Annotated in this window: 12 protein-coding genes; 11 read left to right on the top strand and 1 reads right to left on the bottom strand. The window is 44.0% G+C overall.

Annotated features, from left to right (window positions below; all coding sequences use genetic code 11):
• Nucleotides 1-17: 17 nt before the first annotated feature.
• From dnaK to PGW42_RS09620, 8 genes are all read left to right on the top strand, one after another.
• Nucleotides 18-1,892 carry a molecular chaperone DnaK gene (gene dnaK / locus PGW42_RS09655; RefSeq protein WP_008374721.1) on the top strand — a complete coding sequence of 625 codons (1,875 nt, stop codon included), beginning with the start codon at nucleotides 18-20 and terminating at the stop codon, nucleotides 1,890-1,892.
• A 217-nt stretch (nucleotides 1,893-2,109) separates the two neighbouring features.
• Nucleotides 2,110-3,297 carry a molecular chaperone DnaJ gene (gene dnaJ / locus PGW42_RS09650; RefSeq protein WP_008374725.1) on the top strand — a complete coding sequence of 396 codons (1,188 nt, stop codon included), beginning with the start codon at nucleotides 2,110-2,112 and terminating at the stop codon, nucleotides 3,295-3,297.
• A gap of 351 nt (nucleotides 3,298-3,648) precedes the next feature.
• Entirely contained in the window at nucleotides 3,649-4,197 is a 549-nt protein-coding gene (locus PGW42_RS09645; protein ID WP_070097332.1) for a DUF6465 family protein, read from the top strand.
• A gap of 74 nt (nucleotides 4,198-4,271) precedes the next feature.
• Nucleotides 4,272-5,456: an iron-containing alcohol dehydrogenase gene (locus PGW42_RS09640; protein ID WP_270203343.1), complete on the top strand. Its 1,185-nt coding sequence runs from the start codon at nucleotides 4,272-4,274 to the stop codon at nucleotides 5,454-5,456.
• Nucleotide 5,457: 1 nt separating this feature from the next.
• On the top strand, nucleotides 5,458-6,822 hold the full coding sequence (locus tag PGW42_RS09635) for an MATE family efflux transporter (RefSeq protein WP_243006437.1): 1,365 nt from the start codon (nucleotides 5,458-5,460) through the stop codon (nucleotides 6,820-6,822).
• A gap of 84 nt (nucleotides 6,823-6,906) precedes the next feature.
• Complete coding sequence (locus tag PGW42_RS09630) at nucleotides 6,907-7,284, top strand: RidA family protein (protein ID WP_117556305.1); 378 nt, start codon at nucleotides 6,907-6,909, stop codon at nucleotides 7,282-7,284.
• A 35-nt stretch (nucleotides 7,285-7,319) separates the two neighbouring features.
• The gene (locus PGW42_RS09625) at nucleotides 7,320-8,156 is read left to right on the top strand and encodes an Mrp/NBP35 family ATP-binding protein (RefSeq protein WP_117823958.1); all 837 of its coding nucleotides are present in this window, start codon (nucleotides 7,320-7,322) and stop codon (nucleotides 8,154-8,156) included.
• 156 nt (nucleotides 8,157-8,312) lie between these two features.
• Nucleotides 8,313-10,685, top strand: a complete 2,373-nt coding sequence (locus PGW42_RS09620; protein ID WP_270203342.1) for an ATP-dependent DNA helicase — start codon at nucleotides 8,313-8,315, stop codon at nucleotides 10,683-10,685.
• A gap of 8 nt (nucleotides 10,686-10,693) precedes the next feature.
• Here the strand turns inward: PGW42_RS09620 and PGW42_RS09615 are convergent, their stop codons facing one another.
• Complete coding sequence (locus PGW42_RS09615; protein WP_008374739.1) at nucleotides 10,694-11,572, bottom strand: LysR family transcriptional regulator; 879 nt, start codon at nucleotides 11,570-11,572, stop codon at nucleotides 10,694-10,696.
• Between the two features lie 128 nt (nucleotides 11,573-11,700).
• On the opposite strand from PGW42_RS09615, the gene PGW42_RS09610 reads away from it, so the two are divergent.
• The 3 genes from PGW42_RS09610 to gdhA all read left to right on the top strand — a co-directional run bounded on the left by PGW42_RS09610 (nucleotide 11,701) and on the right by gdhA (nucleotide 17,961).
• Nucleotides 11,701-12,405 carry a TIGR01906 family membrane protein gene (locus tag PGW42_RS09610; RefSeq protein WP_117556299.1) on the top strand — a complete coding sequence of 235 codons (705 nt, stop codon included), beginning with the start codon at nucleotides 11,701-11,703 and terminating at the stop codon, nucleotides 12,403-12,405.
• Between the two features lie 150 nt (nucleotides 12,406-12,555).
• Nucleotides 12,556-16,314 (top strand): phosphoribosylformylglycinamidine synthase, encoded by a 3,759-nt coding sequence (locus tag PGW42_RS09605; RefSeq protein WP_270203356.1) that lies wholly within the window; start codon nucleotides 12,556-12,558, stop codon nucleotides 16,312-16,314.
• A gap of 312 nt (nucleotides 16,315-16,626) precedes the next feature.
• On the top strand, nucleotides 16,627-17,961 hold the full coding sequence (gdhA, locus tag PGW42_RS09600; RefSeq protein WP_008374749.1) for an NADP-specific glutamate dehydrogenase: 1,335 nt from the start codon (nucleotides 16,627-16,629) through the stop codon (nucleotides 17,959-17,961).
• The last annotated feature ends 177 nt before the right edge of the window (nucleotides 17,962-18,138 follow it).

Raw genomic sequence — 18,138 nt, 5'->3', positions numbered from 1 at the left:
AACAGGAGGTCTTCATAATGGGCAAAATCATTGGTATTGACTTAGGTACAACAAACAGTTGTGTAGCGGTTATGGAAGGTGGACAGCCGGTCGTAATCGCAAATACAGAAGGAGCAAGAACTACACCATCTGTAGTAGCATTTACAAAGACAGGAGAACGTCTTGTAGGTGAACCTGCAAAACGTCAGGCAGTAACAAATGCAGAAAAGACAATCTCATCTATCAAGCGTGAGATGGGTACAGATCATAAAGTAGACATCGATGGAAAGAAATATTCTCCACAGGAAATTTCAGCTATGATCCTCCAGAAATTGAAAGCAGATGCAGAAGGATATCTTGGAGAAAAAGTTACGGAAGCAGTTATCACTGTTCCGGCTTACTTCAATGATGCTCAGCGTCAGGCTACAAAAGATGCAGGTAAGATTGCAGGCCTTGATGTAAAACGTATCATCAACGAGCCTACAGCAGCAGCTCTTGCATATGGACTTGACAATGAAAAAGAACAGAAGATCATGGTATACGACCTTGGTGGTGGTACATTTGATGTATCTGTTATCGAGATTGGTGACGGCGTTATCGAAGTTCTTTCTACAGCTGGTAACAACAGACTTGGTGGAGATGACTTCGACCAGAAGATCACAGATTATATGCTTGCAGATTTCAAGGCAAAAGAAGGCGTAGACCTGTCAACAGACAGAATGGCACTTCAGAGACTGAAAGAAGCAGCTGAAAAAGCAAAGAAAGAACTTTCTTCTGCAACAACAACAAACATCAACCTTCCGTTCATCACAGCAACAGCTGAAGGACCGAAGCATTTTGATATGACTCTTACAAGAGCTAAATTCGATGAACTGACACGTGACCTTGTAGAAAAGACACAGGAACCGGTAAGACGTGCACTTTCTGATGCAGGACTTACAGCAGCAGACTTAGGTCAGGTACTTCTTGTTGGTGGATCTACACGTATCCCGGCAGTTCAGGAAGAAGTAAAACGTCTGACAGGAAAAGAACCAAGCAAATCTCTTAACCCGGATGAATGTGTAGCACTTGGTGCTTCTATCCAGGGTGGTAAGCTTGCAGGAGATGCAGGTGCAGGCGACATCCTTCTTCTTGATGTAACTCCACTTTCACTTTCTATCGAAACAATGGGTGGTGTAGCTACAAGACTGATCGAGAGAAACACAACAATCCCGACAAAGAAGAGCCAGATCTTCTCTACAGCAGCTGATAACCAGACAGCCGTTGATATCAATGTTGTACAGGGTGAAAGACAGTTTGCAAGAGATAACAAGTCCCTTGGACAGTTCAGACTGGATGGAATTCCGCCGGCTCCACGTGGAATCCCACAGATCGAAGTTACATTCGATATTGATGCAAACGGTATCGTAAATGTATCTGCAAAAGATCTGGGAACAGGAAAAGAACAGCACATCACAATTACAGCAGGATCTAATATGTCTGATGCAGATATCGACAAAGCTGTAAAAGAAGCTGCTGAATTTGAAGCTCAGGATAAGAAACGTAAAGAAGCAATCGATGCTAAGAACGATGCCGACGCTATGGTATTCCAGACAGAAAAAGCACTTGGCGAAGTTGGAGATAAGATCGATGCAGCAGACAAAGCAGCAGTAGAAGCTGACGTACAGGCTCTGAAAGATCTGCTTGCGAAAGCGAATACAGAAGAACTTACAGATGCTCAGGTTGCAGAAATCAAAGCAGGAAAAGAAAAACTGATGGAAAGCGCTCAGAAACTGTTCACAAAGGTTTACGAACAGGCAGGCGCACAGGCTGGTCAGGCAGGACCACAGGCTGGACCTGCACCAGAAGCAGGACCGGCTCCGGAAGGATTTAACGGAGATGACGTAGTTGACGGAGATTACAAAGAAGTTTAATCCGTAAGATAAGATGAGAAACTGCAAGGCGGCATTATACCGTCTTGCAGATTTCATGTATCATAAATAAAAATAGTTTTTATGACATAAAAAGCCTCCGGTTAGGTGAACTGCATGTGCAAAGAAGATGTTGCAGAGAGCCGGCGCGGGCATGAGAATGTGCCAGGGTACATTCTGTATTAAAATACTTTGAGAAATATCTAAGTGAGGTAGGATTATGGCAGAGGCAAAAAGGGATTATTATGAGATCCTGGGCGTATCACGAGATGCGGATGATGCGACTCTGAAAAAAGCATACAGAGCTTTGGCGAAAAAATATCACCCGGATATGAATCCAGGAGATGCAGAAGCCGAAAAGAAGTTCAAGGAGGCTTCTGAAGCCTATGCTGTTCTGAGTGATGCAGACAAACGGCGTCAGTACGATCAGTTTGGTCATGCAGCGTTTGAAGGCGGTGCAGGCGGAGCCGGTGGATATGGCGGTTTTGATTTTAACGGGGCAGACTTTGGTGATATTTTTGGTGATATCTTCGGTGATCTGTTTGGCGGTGGCAGAAGAGGCGGACGTGCGAACAATGGTCCGATGAAAGGCGCCAATATCCGTAAAGGTGTCCGGATTACATTTGAGGAAGCAATTTTTGGATGCGAGAAGGAACTGGATATCGTTCTGAAAGATCCATGTACAAAGTGTAACGGAACAGGAGCAAAACCGGGAACGAGTCCGGAGACCTGTTCAAAATGTGGTGGAAAAGGTCAGGTTGTTTATACATCACAGTCGTTCTTCGGAACGGTGCAGAATGTGCAGACCTGTCCGGACTGTCATGGAACGGGTAAGATCATTCGTGAGAAATGTCCGGACTGTGGTGGAACAGGCTATACTTCAAGCCGCAAGAAGATCAAAGTCACAATCCCGGCAGGTATTGACAATGGTCAGAGCGTAAGAATCCGTGAGAAAGGTGAACCGGGTGTGAATGGCGGACCGAGGGGAGACCTTCTGGTAGAAGTTACGGTTTCCAGACATCCAATCTTCCAGAGACAGGATGTTCATATTTTCTCAACTGCACCAATTTCGTTTGCGCAGGCAGCACTTGGTGGTGATGTGCGAATCAAGACGGTTGATGGTGATGTGATCTATACCGTAAAACCGGGAACTAAGACTGATACAAAAGTACGCCTGAAAGGAAAAGGGGTACCTTCTTTGAGAAATCCTCAGGTCAGAGGTGATCATTACGTGACGCTGGTTATTCAGACCCCGGAAAAATTAAGTCCGGAAGCCAAAGAAGTGCTTAGACATTTTGATCAGTTGACAGGAAATACACTGAACCAGGAAGAGCCGGCTTCTGAATCGAAGGGTAAAGCTAAGAAAAAAGGGTTCATGGATAAGTTAAAAGAAACATTTGAAGAATAATAAAAAGGTGGCTGTGAAAAACTCGATTGAATTTTTCACAGCCACCTTTTTTTATTCTTCTTCGTCTTCCAGTTCTCCTCCGATGACACCTCCGAGAACGGCAGTGAAAGAAGCAACAACGACAGCGGCGATGATTGCTACACCGATCAGTGCTACTAAAATACCCATAACACGTACCTCCTTTTCTCGTCTTTTTATAGTATAACACGGAGGCAAGTAAAATTAAATGAAAAAATGTGACTTTTTTCATTTAGTATGCTATAATGTCAAAGAGCAAATGATAACACAGCGTATTGTCAGTTTTGCGGATTTAAAATAGTAAGGCTTAGCGGTTAAGGAGGGCAAACCAATATGGCACTGAAAAAACAGATAAAAGAAACAAAGGCAGCAGAGGTAAAGGCAGCGGCAGAAACTAAAGAAGAAGTAAAAACAGCAGTTAAAGCAGCAGAAGATAAAGTCAGCGAAAAAGTAGAAGAAGTAAAAGAAACTGCTAAAAAAGAAGCACAGCCGAAAGAAGTAAAGGCTACTGTTGAAAAGAAAGCGCAGGAGGTAAAAAAAGCTGCAGGAGAAGTGAAAAAAACAGTAGAAGAAACAGCTGAAAAAGCTGCAAAAGAAGTGAAGAAAACTGCAGAGAAAGTTACAAAAGAAGTAAAGAAAGCAGCACCAAAAACAACAGCAAAAAAATCTGCGGCAAAGAAAGAAATCAAAACAGAAGTTGTTCTTCAGTATGGTGAAAAAGAAGTAAACACAAAAGATATGATTGCTTCAGTAAAAAAAGACTGGACAAAACAGAAACATAAAATTTCCGAGATCAAGAGTATTGAGCTTTATGTAAAACCGGAAGATTATGCAGTATACTATGTAATCAATGGCGAACATACCGGAAAAGTATGGTTATAAGATAAGACTGAAAGATTTAGTCCGAACCGCAATCTTTATTGAACGGTTCGGATTTTTTTAAGGAGAGAGGTAAAATGCAAAAGTTTATACAGTATACCCCGACAGAAATCCTGTTTGGAGAAAACACACAGGCAGAAGTTGGGAAAGAAGTTAAGAAATGGGGCGGAAGCCGTGTGTTTATCGTATATGGCGATGGAAGTGTAAAGAAAAGCGGACTTCTTGCGCAGGTAGAAGAAGCACTGGAAAAAGAAGGACTTGCTTATGAGGAATTTGGCGGAGTAAAGCCAAATCCCCGGATGGCATATGCACAGGAAGGCGTTGAGAAAGCAATTGAGTTCGGTGCGGATTTTCTTCTTGCAGTAGGCGGTGGAAGTTCTATTGATACAGCAAAGGCGATCGCCCATGGTGTGGCAAACCCGGACTGGTCTCTGGAGGAAATCTGGGGAGGTGAAATCATACTTACCAGATCGACACCGGTAGGATGCGTACTTACGATTGCGGCAGCAGGAAGTGAAACAAGCGATTCCGCAGTTCTGACAAACGAAGAAACAAGGAAAAAGGGAGGAATCAGCACTAGCCTGAACCGCCCGAAGTTTGCGATTATGAATCCGGTTCTTACCTATACGCTTCCAAAATATCAGATTGCGTGCGGAATCGTGGATATCATGATGCATACACTAGAGCGATATTTTATTCCAAATACGAGAAATCAGATAACAGATGAAATTGCAGAGGGAGTTCTGCGGGTTGTGATTGAAAATGGAAAGAAAGGTCTGGAGAATTCGACAGATTACGATGCCATGAGTGAAATCATGTGGGCAGGAAGCCTTTCCCATAATGGTCTGACAGGTCTCGGAAGAGCAAAAGATTTTTCTGTACATAAGCTCGGACATGCACTTGGTGCAAAATATGATAAGGCGCATGGTGCAACCCTTTCAGCTGTCTGGGGATCCTGGGCAGAATATGTCTATAAAAACGATGAAGAAAGATTTGCGCATTACGCAAAAAAAGTATGGGGCGTAGAGGAAGAAGATGTGGCGAAAGCCGCAAAAGAGGGAATTCGCCGGACTGTAGAATATTTCCGTGAGATTCATATGCCGACAAATTTAAAGGAACTGGAGATCGGAGAAGTATCAGAGGAAGATCTGCGGGAACTTTCTATGGCTGCGACATTAAATGATACCGTAAAACTTTCAAAAATCAAAGAACTTACTGCCGAAGATGTATACCAGATTTTTCGGAAAGCAGCAGGAAAATAAGATGGAAATAAATAAGAGAAAATTTTACAGACAAGTGTTCGCACTTGTAATCCCAATGGCACTTCAGAATCTGATCAATGTGGGTGTGACGGCGGCAGACGTGCTGATGCTTGGAAGAGTCAGCGAAAAAGTTCTTTCAGGTGCATCCCTTGCAGGGCAGATACAGTTTGTCATGACACTGATCCTTTTTGGTACAACATCAGGTGCAACGGTTTTGACTGCACAGTACTGGGGAAAGAAAGATACACAGACGATTGAAAAAATCCTTGGAATGGGAATGACCATCGGTGTCAGCTGTGCAGCTCTTTTTACCATTGTTGCGGAAATCATTCCGGAAGTGCTGCTTCATATCTATACCAGTGACCCGGCCGTGATCGCAGAAGGTGTGAAATATTTGCGGATCGTGGCGCTTTCCTATGTTCTGATGGCGGCAACGCAGGTCTATCTTTACATTATGCGGAGTATCGAGCAGGTTGTGATCGCAACGGTTGTTTACAGCGCGTCACTAGTTTGTAATGTCCTGGTAAATGCGCTTCTTATTTTTGGCTTATTTGGTTTACCGAAGATGGGAATTATGGGTGCGGCAATCGGAACTCTGACAGCAAGGATCGTAGAACTTATCATTGTAATCTGGTATGCAAAAGTAAAAAACCATGACGTTAGATTTCACCCGGTCTATATGCGTAAGATCGACAAGGTGCTTCTAAAAGACTTTCTGATTTATGCGAGTCCGGTGATCTTGAATGAAATGATGTGGGGACTTGGTTCTACAGCGAATACAGCAGTGATCGGTCATCTGGGAAGTGCTGCGGTGGCAGCAAATTCCGTGGCGCAGGTTGCAAGACAGCTGGCAACGGTGGTTGCCTTTGGTGTATCCAATGCGACTGCCATTTATCTTGGTAAGACCATCGGTGCAAAAGAGTTTCATCTGGCAAAAGAGTATGGAAAAAGATTTTTGTGGCTGAGTATTATTACTGGTGCGGTAGGAGGCGGCATCATTCTGATAGCTGCTCCGATTGCAAATCATGTGATGACACTCTCACAGGAAGCGCAGGGGTATCTTTATTTTATGTTTTTTGTTATGTCTTACTTTACACTCTGCCAGGCGATCAATACGACACTTGTGGTGGGTGTATTCCGGGCAGGAGGAGATACCAGGTTTGGTCTGATCCTGGATGTGTCTACCATGTGGGGATGCTCTATTCTGCTGGGTATGATCGCTGCCTTTGTCTTTCATGCGCCGGTGCAGGTTGTTTATATCCTTCTGATGAGTGATGAGGTGATCAAAGTACCGATCACAGTCATGCGCTACCGAAGCTATAAATGGATTCAGAATGTGACGAGAGAAAAAGCAGAGCTGTCATAACATTGTATGCGAAAATAAATTTGGAATTTTGAGGCAGATGTGATATGATATAGAAAGAATATATTTGAAAAGGAGATTTGCAACATGAAATTAGTATCAACAGAAAAAGCACCAAAAGCACTTGGACCGTATTCCCAGGGATATGTACATGGGGGAATCCTTTATTCAGCAGGACAGATTGCGATCAATCCGGCTACAGATACTGTAGAAGCTGATACCATCGAAGGACAGGCTGACCAGGTATGTAAGAACATCGGAGCAATCCTTGAAGAAGCAGGAACTTCTTTTGACAAAGTATTAAAGACAACCTGTTTCCTTGCTGATATGGGAGATTTTGCCGCATTTAACGAAGTTTATGCGAAATATTTCACATCAAAACCAGCCAGAAGCTGTGTTGCTGTTAAGACACTTCCAAAGAACCTTCTTTGCGAAATTGAAGTGATAGCAGCAGTAGAAGAATAGGATTTATAAATCCTGAAAATTAGGAGGATGGCGTTATGGCAGAAGAGCAGAACAGCGGATGTTCGCCGGAATCGTGTTCTTCCTGTGCGCATGCGGGTTCATGCAGCAGTGCGAAGAAAGATCTGAAAGCACCGGCAAATCCGTATTCACAGGTAAAAAAAGTAATTGGAGTAGTCAGCGGTAAAGGTGGAGTCGGCAAATCAATGGTGACAGCATCTCTTGCACGTATGATGGTACAGCAGGGATATTCAGTTGGTATTCTGGATGCGGATATCACAGGACCATCTATCCCGAAGATGTATGGAGTGCATGGAAGTGCAGTCGGAAGCGAGGCGGGAATGTTCCCGTGCGTTGCAAAAGACGGCACGAAGATCATGTCGGTCAATCTGCTTCTGGAACACGAATCAGATCCTGTCATCTGGAGAGGACCGGTGATCGCAGGAGTAGTAACCCAGTTCTGGACTGATGTAATGTGGGGAGATCTGGATTTCTTATTTGTTGATATGCCGCCGGGAACAGGGGATGTTCCTCTTACGGTATTCCAGTCACTTCCGGTAGACGGCGTTGTGATTGTGACTTCGCCACAGGATCTGGTACAGATGATCGTAGAGAAAGCTTACAATATGGCAAAGAAGATGAACATACCGGTTCTCGGACTGGTGGAAAACTACAGTTATCTGGAATGTCCGGACTGTGGAAAGAAAATATCTGTATTTGGGGAAAGCCACATTGACGAGATTGCAGAAAAACTTGGGGTAGAAGTACTCGGAAAGATGCCGATCGATCCGAAACTTGCCGAAATTGTAGAACAGGAGAAGTTCTATGAGGCAGACAACCAGTATCTTAAAAACATCATTGACAAGTTCAATTAAGAAGAAAGCTCCGGCGAGGTGATGATCGCCGGGGCTTTTTAGTTATAGAGGCACGGAAAATGTGAAAAGCCATATCATGACAGGACGGATACAATTGGCAAGGAACATGTGTTTATGGTATGATAACAGGTAGCAAAAAGCGGAGGCAGAAAGAACATGGACGAGAATCTCCCGATGATCCGGATTTCGGTGCGAAACCTTGTGGAGTTTATTTTAAGAGAAGGGAATATTGACAATCGAACAGGAGGCGGACAAGATCCGGAGAATATGCAGATGGGAAGCCGGATTCACCGGAAGATCCAGAGACAGATGGGATCGGATTATCAGGCGGAGGTACCTCTTAAGACAGAGATCGTCTGTGATGGGTTTACTTTGAAAATAGAAGGACGTGCCGACGGACTGATTCATACAAAAGAGCAGGTCATGGTAGATGAGATCAAGGGTGTTCTGCGGGAACTTGACCGGGTGCAGGAGCCGGCAGGCATTCATCTGGCACAGGCAAAATGTTATGCCAGCATGGTAGCAGAACAGGAAGGGGTGGATGAGATCGGGGTACAGATGACCTATTGCCAGATGGAGACGGAAGAGGTGAAAAGGTTTCAGTATTCTTATCGGAGTAATGAACTGAAAGTCTGGTTCGATGAAGTGATCCGACAGTATGAAAAATGGGCAAAGTTCCAGATTGAATGGAGAAAGGCAAGAAATGCATCTGTTAAAGGGATTGAATTTCCGTTTCCATATCGTAAAGGGCAGAGAGATCTTGCGGTATCTGTTTACCGGACGATTCTTCGGAAGAAAAAGTTGTTCATCCAGGCACCAACCGGAGTGGGGAAGACGATTTCAACGGTATTTCCGGCAGTGAAAGCGGTTGGAGAAGAACTGGGTGAGAAGATTTTTTATCTGACGGCAAAGACAATCACCCGGACGGTGGCGGAGCAGGCATTTGAAACCTTACGGGAACAGAATCTGAAGTTCAAGGTGATCACTTTAACGGCAAAAGAAAAAATCTGTTTCTGTGAGGAGACAAGCTGCAATCCGGATGACTGCCCATATGCCAAAGGGCATTTTGACCGGGTAAATGACGCGGTCTATGAGCTTTTGATGCGGGAAGATGTGATGAGCCGGGAAGTGTTGGAAGCGCAGGCAAGAAAGCATAAGGTCTGTCCATTTGAAATGGCACTGGATGTGTCGACCTGGGTGGATGGTGTGATCTGCGATTATAATTATGTGTTTGACCCGGATGCCCGGCTCAGACGTTTCTTTGCAGAAGGTGGCGCTGGAGGATATTTGTTTCTGATCGATGAGGCACACAATCTGGTAGAACGTGGACGGCAGATGTACAGTGCAGAGTTATGCAAGGAGGACTTTCTTGCGGTGAAGAAACTGGTAAAGGGAGAAGCACCGCGGTTTGCAAAAAGACTGGAGGCATGCAATAAGATTCTTCTGGCAATGAAAAAAGAGTGTGAAAACTATAAAGTGCTGGACAATATTTCGCATTTTGGAATCCAGCTTATGAATGTACTATCTGAGACAGACCGGTATCTGGAGGAATGTGTGGATAAAGAAGTCCGGGAAACCGTATTGGATTTTTATTTTCAAGTGAGGTCTTTCCTGAATATATATGATGGGTTGGATGAGAACTATGTCGTCTATACGGAGTATCAGGAGAATGGAAGATTTGTTCTGAAGTTGTTTTGTGTTAACCCGGCGGCAAATCTGCAGAAATGTCTGGATAAGGGGAACAGTGCTGTATTCTTTTCGGCAACACTTCTGCCAATCCAGTATTACAAAAGACTTCTGAGTACGGAAAAAGACAACTATGCGGTCTACATTGATTCTTCGTTTGATACAAAGAAGAGACTGCTTATGAATGGTGTGGATGTGAGTACCCGTTACGCCATGCGTTCCAGGGAAATGTATCAACGATATGCGACATACATTTTCCGGGTAGTGAAAGCAAAAATGGGGAATTATCTGATCTTTTTCCCGTCTTACCGGTTTATGGAAGATGTGTATCAGGAATTTACACAGCTTCTTGCATCAGATGAAGAAGAGATGGAACTGGTTATTCAGCAGAAGCACATGGATGAAGAAGAACGGGAAAATTTCCTGCGTGCATTTGAAATGGGAAGAGAGAAAAGTCTGATCGGTTTTGGAGTTCTTGGCGGGATTTTCTCAGAAGGAATCGATCTGACAAATGAGAAGCTGATCGGGACACTGATCATCGGAACAGGGCTGCCGCAGGTGTGCAATGAGCGGGAAATCCTGAAAAGCTATTTTGACCAGAAGGGACTTTACGGGTTTGACTATGCTTACCGGTATCCGGGGATGAACAAGGTTTTGCAGGCGGCAGGAAGGGTGATCCGCACAGAGGATGACCGCGGAGTGATACTTCTTCTGGATGAGCGTTTTCAGAGGGAGAAGGGGAAAGAGATTTTCCCGAAAGAATGGGCGGACTGTGAAAGATGCCGGTTAGACATTGTGGAAGAAAAAATCCGTCTGTTCTGGGAAAAACAGACGGATAATTAAGAAACTTTTTATGCATTAAAGTAATCCAGAAATGCCTGTGTCGCGCGGGAAACCGGAACATGTCCGTTCCATGCGGCAACCAGCTGACGCTTTGGAAGTTGTTCTTCGGTCTGGACGACAAAGAGTTGGTCGGAATTCTTTGGTACACAGTAGTCCGGAATAAAAGCGATGCCAAGTCCGATCCGTGCGAGATCGATCAGAAGATCGTTGCTGCTCAGCTCGATTTCAGGAACCAGATCCAACTGATGCTGCTGGAAGAGAGAATGCAGAAATTCACTGGTTGTACTTTTTCTGTCCAGCATGATGATCGGATAACGCTGCAGTTCTTTGAGGGAAAGCTTTTTCCCCTGCAGTTCCGCAAAGGACTGGTTTGCGATAAAGACATCGTGAAAATCACGGATCTTTCGGAAGGAGGCAAGACTGCCAAGGTAAACGTTCGGATAGTTAGCGACAATGAGATCTACCTGACCGTTCTCAAGAAGTTCCGTACACTTGATCGAAGTGGCATTGGTCACTTTTATATGTGCGTTAGGGAAAGCTTTGTGGAAACGTTCCAGATAAGGGACCAGAAAATACCGGCAGATGGTGTCGCTGGCACCGATGCGGATCTGACCGCCGGTAGAGGCTGTTTCCATGATCTGGGATTCCCCGCGCTTGATCAGATTGATCGCCGGTTCGATATGACGCAGAAGGATCTCACCTTCCGGGGTGAGCTGAACTTTTTTTGTGCTTCGGATGAAAAGAACCTGATCCAGTTTCTTTTCCAGTGCTTTAATGGACTGGCTGACAGCGGACTGTGAAATAAAGAGCTGCTTGGAAGCCTCAGAAAAGCTGAGCGTGTCTGCAACATAATAAAATACTTTATATAATTCATAGTTGATATCCATTATTAGTCCTCCTTATAAAACCTATTAGTATTATAAGTGATAAAAAATAAAATTTCAAGAGAAAACCATTTTTGACAAATGAAGACAGGGTTGCTAAACTATAGACAAAAAAGAGAAGGAGAAAAAGGATGGCAAAAAAGAAATGGCTGCATAAAATCCTGGCGATTTTGCCGAGTATTTCACTGATCGTGATCCTGCTGATCAGCAGTTTTGAGATCGGTGCATACGGAGACTGGAATTTTTATGAAAAAGAATATGAAAAATATAAGGTAGCGGATGAACTTTATATGGAGATGCCGGATATTATGAAGGTGACAAAATTCATGATGTCTTATTTGCGGGGCAACGAGAAGAAACTGAGTATTGAGACGGAAGTGGAAGGAAATATACAGGATTTTTTCAATGAGAAGGACCGGCTTCATATGGCAGATGTGCAGGGGCTTTTTCTTGGCGGACTTGCAATCCGGCGGGGAGCGATCCTTGTACTGCTTTTTTCAATGGCGGCACTTGTGCTTATGAAAGCAGACTGGAAGAGACTGATCCCGCAGATGTATCAGCGGGTGCTGGCGGTATTTCTGGCACTTACCGCGGTGGCAGGATTTCTGTTCTCAAGAGACTTTAACAAATATTTCGTGATCTTTCATCATATTTTCTTTAACAATAACTTATGGATCCTTGATCCGGCAGAAGACTATATGATCCGGATGCTACCGGAGGGCTTTTTCTATGATATGGTGATGAGGATCGGAAGTATTTTTGCTGTGTTTTTAATCGTATCTTTTGTCTGCAGTATTGTTCAGAAAAAGATAAATAAGAGATGCGGTTCACGTTAATTGTAATAAATAAGATATACTTATAAAAAGATTTAGTTATATTTATTGTACTTATAAAAGGTGATGTGGTAAAATAAAAATCGAGGAAACTGCCGTTATGCCGGATCAAGGCATGCGGTTTCAATATTACTACCAAAGCTAATGGAGGAAATTATGGGCGTAAAACGTGTATATGTGGAGAAAAAACCAGAATTTGCAGTACAGGCTAAAGAACTTCGCCATGAGGTGAAGAGTTATCTTGGAATTAAGACGGTGAAGAATGTACGTGTACTGATCCGCTATGATGTGGAAAATCTTTCTGATGCAACATTTGAAAGAGCATGCAACGGTGTGTTTGCAGAACCACCGGTAGATGTGCTTTACAGAGAGGACTTCCCGCGCGAAGAAAGTGACCACATTTTTTCTGTAGAATTTCTTCCTGGACAGTTTGACCAGAGAGCAGATTCTGCTGTTCAGTGCGTACAGTTTATCAAAGAGGATGAGCTGCCGGTTATCAAGACAGCGACCACTTATGTGATCGAAGGTGAGATCAGCGAAGAAGAGATGGAAGCTATCAAGGCACACTGCATCAATCCGGTGGATTCCAGAGAGACAGGGCTTGAAAAACCGGAGACACTGGTTACGAAATTCGAGGAACCTGCAGATGTAAAGATTTTTGACGGATTCAAAGATATGCCGGAAGCGGAACTGAAAGAGTTATACAGTTCTCTTGGACTTGCTATGACATTCAAGGATTTCCAGCACATCCAGAATTATTTCAAAGGGGAGGAACACAGAGATCCATCTATGACAGAGATCCGTGTTCTGGATACTTACTGGTCTGACCACTGCCGTCATACTACATTCTCAACAGAACTTACAGAAGTATCCTTCGGTGATGGCGATTACAGAAAGCCGATGGAAGATACTTATAAAGAATACCTTCAGACACACAGTGAGATCTTTAAAGGACGCGAAGACAAATTTGTATGCCTGATGGATCTTGCGTTGATGGCAATGCGGAAGCTGAAAAAAGAAGGCAAACTTCAGGATCAGGAAGAATCCGATGAGATCAATGCCTGCAGTATCGTTGTCCCGGTTGAAGTAGATGGTGTGGAAGAAGAGTGGCTTGTCAACTTCAAGAACGAGACGCACAACCATCCGACCGAGATCGAACCATTTGGTGGTGCAGCTACCTGCCTTGGTGGAGCAATCCGTGACCCGCTGTCAGGACGTACTTATGTATACCAGGCAATGCGTGTAACAGGTGCAGCAGATCCGACCGTATCTGTAAAAGAGACGATGAAAGGAAAACTGCCGCAGAAGAAACTGGTGCGTAGTGCAGCACATGGATACAGCTCATATGGTAATCAGATCGGACTTGCAACCGGACTGGTAAAAGAGATCTATCATCCGGATTATGTGGCAAAGAGAATGGAGATCGGTGCGGTTATGGGTGCTGCTCCGAGACGTGCAGTTATCCGTGAAAATTCGGATCCGGGAGATATCATCATTCTTCTTGGCGGACGTACCGGACGTGATGGCTGTGGTGGAGCAACCGGTTCTTCCAAAGTTCATACCGAAGAATCTATCGAGACATGTGGAGCTGAGGTTCAGAAGGGTAATGCGCCGACCGAACGTAAAATCCAGAGAATGTTCCGCAGAGAAGAAGTCAGCAAGCTGATCAAGAAGTGTAATGACTTCGGAGCAGGCGGAGTATCTGTTGCAATCGGAGAACTTGCAGATGGTCTTCAGATCAATCTGGACAAAGTATCGAAAAAATATGCAGGTCTTGACGGAACAGAGATTGCAATTTCTGAATCCCAGGAGCGTATGGCTGTTGTGGTAGATCCGAAGGATGTAGATGAATTCCTTGGCTATGCAAAAGAAGAGAATCTGGAGGCGGTAAAGGTTGCAGTTGTTACCGAAGATCCGAGACTTGTTCTTTCATGGAGAGGAAAAGAGATTGTAAATATTTCCCGTGCCTTCCTGAACACCAACGGTGCACACCAGGAGACAACGGTTAAAGTTGATATTCCTTCAAGAGAAGATACCATCCTTAAGAAACAGGTTGAGGTTGGCGATGTAAAAGAAAAATGGCTGGATACTCTGAAAGATCTGAATGTATGCTCGCAGAAAGGTCTGGTTGAGATGTTCGACGGATCCATCGGAGCAGGCTCGGTTTTCATGCCTCACGGTGGAAAATACCAGATGACAGAGACGCAGAGTATGGTTGCAAAGCTTCCGGTTATGCATGGTAAATGCGATACCGTTACGATGATGAGTTATGGATTTGATCCGTATCTGTCAAGCTGGAGTCCGTATCACGGAGCTGTCTATGCTGTCACAGAGTCTATGGCTAAGATCGTGGCTTGTGGTGGAGATTACAGCAAGATCCGTTTTACATTCCAGGAATATTTCCGCAGAATGACAGAGGATCCGGAAAGATGGAGTCAGCCATTTGCAGCACTGCTTGGTGCATATAAGGCACAGATTGCTTACGGACTTCCGTCAATCGGAGGAAAGGACAGCATGTCCGGAACATTTGAACATATCGATGTACCGCCGACACTGGTATCCTTTGCAGTTGACATTGCCAAAGAAGGAGATATCATTACTCCGGAACTGAAAAAAGCAGGTAATAAACTTGTATGGATGAAGATTGAAAAAGATGAATATGAGCTTCCGGTATATGAACAGGTAATGGATCAGTACGGTAAGTTCGCTGATGATATCCACAACGGAAAGATTGTATCGGCTTACGCACTTGACCGCCATGGAGTGATCGCAGCTGTCAGTAAGATGGCATTCGGTAACGGAATGGGTGTGAAGATCGAACACAGCATGGATGCAAGAGAACTTTTTGCACCTGCATTCGGTGACATCGTAGCAGAAGTTCCGGCAGACAAGGTAGGAGAACTCTCCATTTCTTACACTGTGATCGGTGAAGTGACAGATGATGCGAAATTCGCATTTGGAGATACAGAAATCACACTGAAAGAAGCAGAAGATGCATGGACAGGAACTCTGGAACAGGTATTCCGTACGGTATCTGACGAAGCTTCTGATGAAAAGGTAGAATCTCCACTGTATGACACAAAAGACATTGTGATCTGCGGACACAAGATTGCACAGCCGACCGTATTTATCCCGGTATTCCCGGGAACAAACTGCGAATATGACAGTGCAAAAGCATTTGAAAGAGCAGGTGCAAAGGTCATCACAAAAGTATTCCGTAACATGGATGCAGCAGATATCGTAGATTCTGTGAATACATTTGAAAAAGAAATTGCAAAATCCCAGATCATCATGTTCCCGGGTGGATTCTCAGCTGGTGACGAACCAGATGGTTCAGCAAAATTTTTTGCAACTGCATTCCAGAATGCAAAACTCAAAGAAGCAGTAGAAAAACTTCTGAACGAAAGAGATGGTCTTGTACTTGGTATTTGTAACGGATTCCAGACACTGGTTAAACTTGGTCTGGTTCCTTACGGAGAAGTTGTGGGACAGACACCGGATTCTCCGACACTGACCTACAATACCATCGGACGCCATATTTCCAAGATGGTTTACACGAAAGTTGTTACCAACAAGTCACCATGGCTGCAGGGGGCAGAGCTTGGCGGAGTTTACACCAATCCGGCATCCCACGGAGAGGGACGTTTTGTTGCAAGTGAAGAATGGCTCGACAAGCTCTTTGCAAACGGACAGGTTGCAACACAGTACTGTGACCTTGACGGAAATGTATCTATGGACGAAGAATGGAACGTCAATGGCTCTTATCGCGCAATTGAAGGTATCACAAGTCCGGATGGCCGTGTGCTTGGTAAGATGGCACATTCAGAACGTCGTGCAGATTCCGTGGCAATCAATATTTATGGTGAGCAGGATATGAAGATCTTTGAATCCGGTGTGAAATATTTCAAATAAGACGGGAAATCTGGAATAAAATGCTTCGAATGAGACGAAAATGCAAGATTGTCGACACAAACTTGCAAAAAAGAGAAGAAGTATCAAGAAAAAAAATGAAAATCAGCTGTATTTGAAACAAAAATGTAGTGGAAATTCATAAAAATTGAAAAATATGCAAAAAAAATCTTGACACAGGCGCCTGAATGCTTTACTCTGTTAAAGAACAAAGGTGTTCCGGAGGGACAGACATTTGTTTGTCCCTCTTTTTTTAGCAAAGAAGTGTGCAAAGTCACATTTTTGTAAAAGAACATTCAGGAGGTATTGAGTAGTATGTCTTATGTTGATGAAGTAATTGAACTTGTAGTAAAGAAAAACCCAGATGAACCAGAATTTCATCAGGCAGTAAAAGAGGTTCTGGAATCTCTTCGTGCAGTTGTAGAAGCTCATGAAGAAGAATACAGAAGAGACGCTCTTCTTGAAAGACTTGTTGAGCCGGAAAGACAGATCAAATTCCGCGTACCGTGGGTAGATGATAAAGGTCAGGTTCAGGTTAATACAGGATACCGTGTACAGTTTAACAGTGCAATTGGACCATATAAAGGAGGATTGCGTCTTCATCCTTCAGTAAATATCGGAATTATCAAATTCCTTGGATTCGAACAGATCTTCAAAAACTCTCTGACAGGTCTTCCGATCGGTGGAGGTAAAGGTGGATCAGATTTCGATCCGAAAGGAAAATCAGATCGTGAAGTTATGGCATTCTGCCAGAGCTTTATGACAGAGCTTTGCAAATATATCGGAGCAGACACAGATGTACCGGCCGGAGATATCGGAACAGGTGCAAGAGAGATCGGATATATGTACGGTCAGTACAAGAGAATCCGTGGATTATCAGAAGGTGTTCTTACAGGTAAAGGACTCAGCTACGGTGGATCCCTTGCACGTACAGAAGCTACAGGATACGGACTTCTGTATTTTACACGCGAGATGCTCAAACTTGCAGGAAAAGACATCGCTGGCAAGACAGTTGCTGTTTCTGGAGCAGGTAACGTTGCAATCTACGCAATCGAAAAAGCACAGCAGATGGGTGCCAAAGTTGTAACATGCAGCGATTCTACTGGATGGGTTTATGATCCGGAAGGAATCGATGTTGCAGCACTGAAAGAAATCAAAGAAGTGAAGAGAGCAAGACTTACAGAATACAAGAACTACCGTCCAAATTCAGAATATCATGAAGGACGTGGTGTATGGTCAGTAAAAGTTGATATCGCTCTTCCTTGTGCAACACAGAACGAACTTCATCTGGAAGATGCAAAACAGCTTGTTGCAAACGGATGCTTCGCAGTAGCAGAAGGAGCTAACATGCCTACCACACTGGAAGCTACACAGTATCTGCAGGAGAACGGTGTATTATTTGCACCTGGTAAAGCTTCTAATGCAGGTGGTGTTGCCACATCAGCACTTGAGATGTCACAGAACAGCGAACGTCTCAGCTGGACATTCGAAGAAGTTGATGCAAAACTTCAGAACATCATGGTAAATATCTGCCACAACGCAGCAGACGCAGCAAAACGTTACGGAGCAGAAGGAAACTATGTAGTAGGTGCTAACATTGCCGGATTTGAAAAAGTTGTAGACGCAATGCAGGCTCAGGGAATTGTATAAGACATATCCTCTATGTAAAAATATAAACCAAAAGTCCCCGGAAGTAAATTCCGGGGGCTTTTGCTTAGGAAGGGTAAAAATCTGTTAAAAAAAGTGTCAAAAAAAGTAAAAAAACAGTTGACATTTCAGTGATTATAATTGTATAATAACAAAGTCGGTTGTGAGACGGACAAACAT

This window comes from Coprococcus sp. TM115-187, from assembly GCF_027679115.1.
In the GTDB taxonomy this organism is placed as follows: Bacteria; Bacillota; Clostridia; order Lachnospirales; family Lachnospiraceae; genus Allocoprococcus; species Allocoprococcus comes.
The sequence above is the reverse complement of the archived record's forward strand: the minus strand, read 5'-3'. Positions and strand labels throughout refer to the sequence as shown.

What these genes read in the sequence shown, in the direction of transcription:
- dnaK (WP_008374721.1), top strand. Translation starts at nt 18, where the DNA reads ATGGGCAAAATCATTGGTATTGACTTAGGTACAACAAACAGTTGTGTA.
- dnaJ (WP_008374725.1), top strand. Translation starts at nt 2,110, where the DNA reads ATGGCAGAGGCAAAAAGGGATTATTATGAGATCCTGGGCGTATCACGA.
- PGW42_RS09645 (WP_070097332.1), top strand. Translation starts at nt 3,649, where the DNA reads ATGGCACTGAAAAAACAGATAAAAGAAACAAAGGCAGCAGAGGTAAAG.
- PGW42_RS09640 (WP_270203343.1), top strand. Translation starts at nt 4,272, where the DNA reads ATGCAAAAGTTTATACAGTATACCCCGACAGAAATCCTGTTTGGAGAA.
- PGW42_RS09635 (WP_243006437.1), top strand. Translation starts at nt 5,458, where the DNA reads ATGGAAATAAATAAGAGAAAATTTTACAGACAAGTGTTCGCACTTGTA.
- PGW42_RS09630 (WP_117556305.1), top strand. Translation starts at nt 6,907, where the DNA reads ATGAAATTAGTATCAACAGAAAAAGCACCAAAAGCACTTGGACCGTAT.
- PGW42_RS09625 (WP_117823958.1), top strand. Translation starts at nt 7,320, where the DNA reads ATGGCAGAAGAGCAGAACAGCGGATGTTCGCCGGAATCGTGTTCTTCC.
- PGW42_RS09620 (WP_270203342.1), top strand. Translation starts at nt 8,313, where the DNA reads ATGGACGAGAATCTCCCGATGATCCGGATTTCGGTGCGAAACCTTGTG.
- PGW42_RS09615 (WP_008374739.1), bottom strand. Translation starts at nt 11,572, where the DNA reads ATGGATATCAACTATGAATTATATAAAGTATTTTATTATGTTGCAGAC.
- PGW42_RS09610 (WP_117556299.1), top strand. Translation starts at nt 11,701, where the DNA reads ATGGCAAAAAAGAAATGGCTGCATAAAATCCTGGCGATTTTGCCGAGT.
- gdhA (WP_008374749.1), top strand. Translation starts at nt 16,627, where the DNA reads ATGTCTTATGTTGATGAAGTAATTGAACTTGTAGTAAAGAAAAACCCA.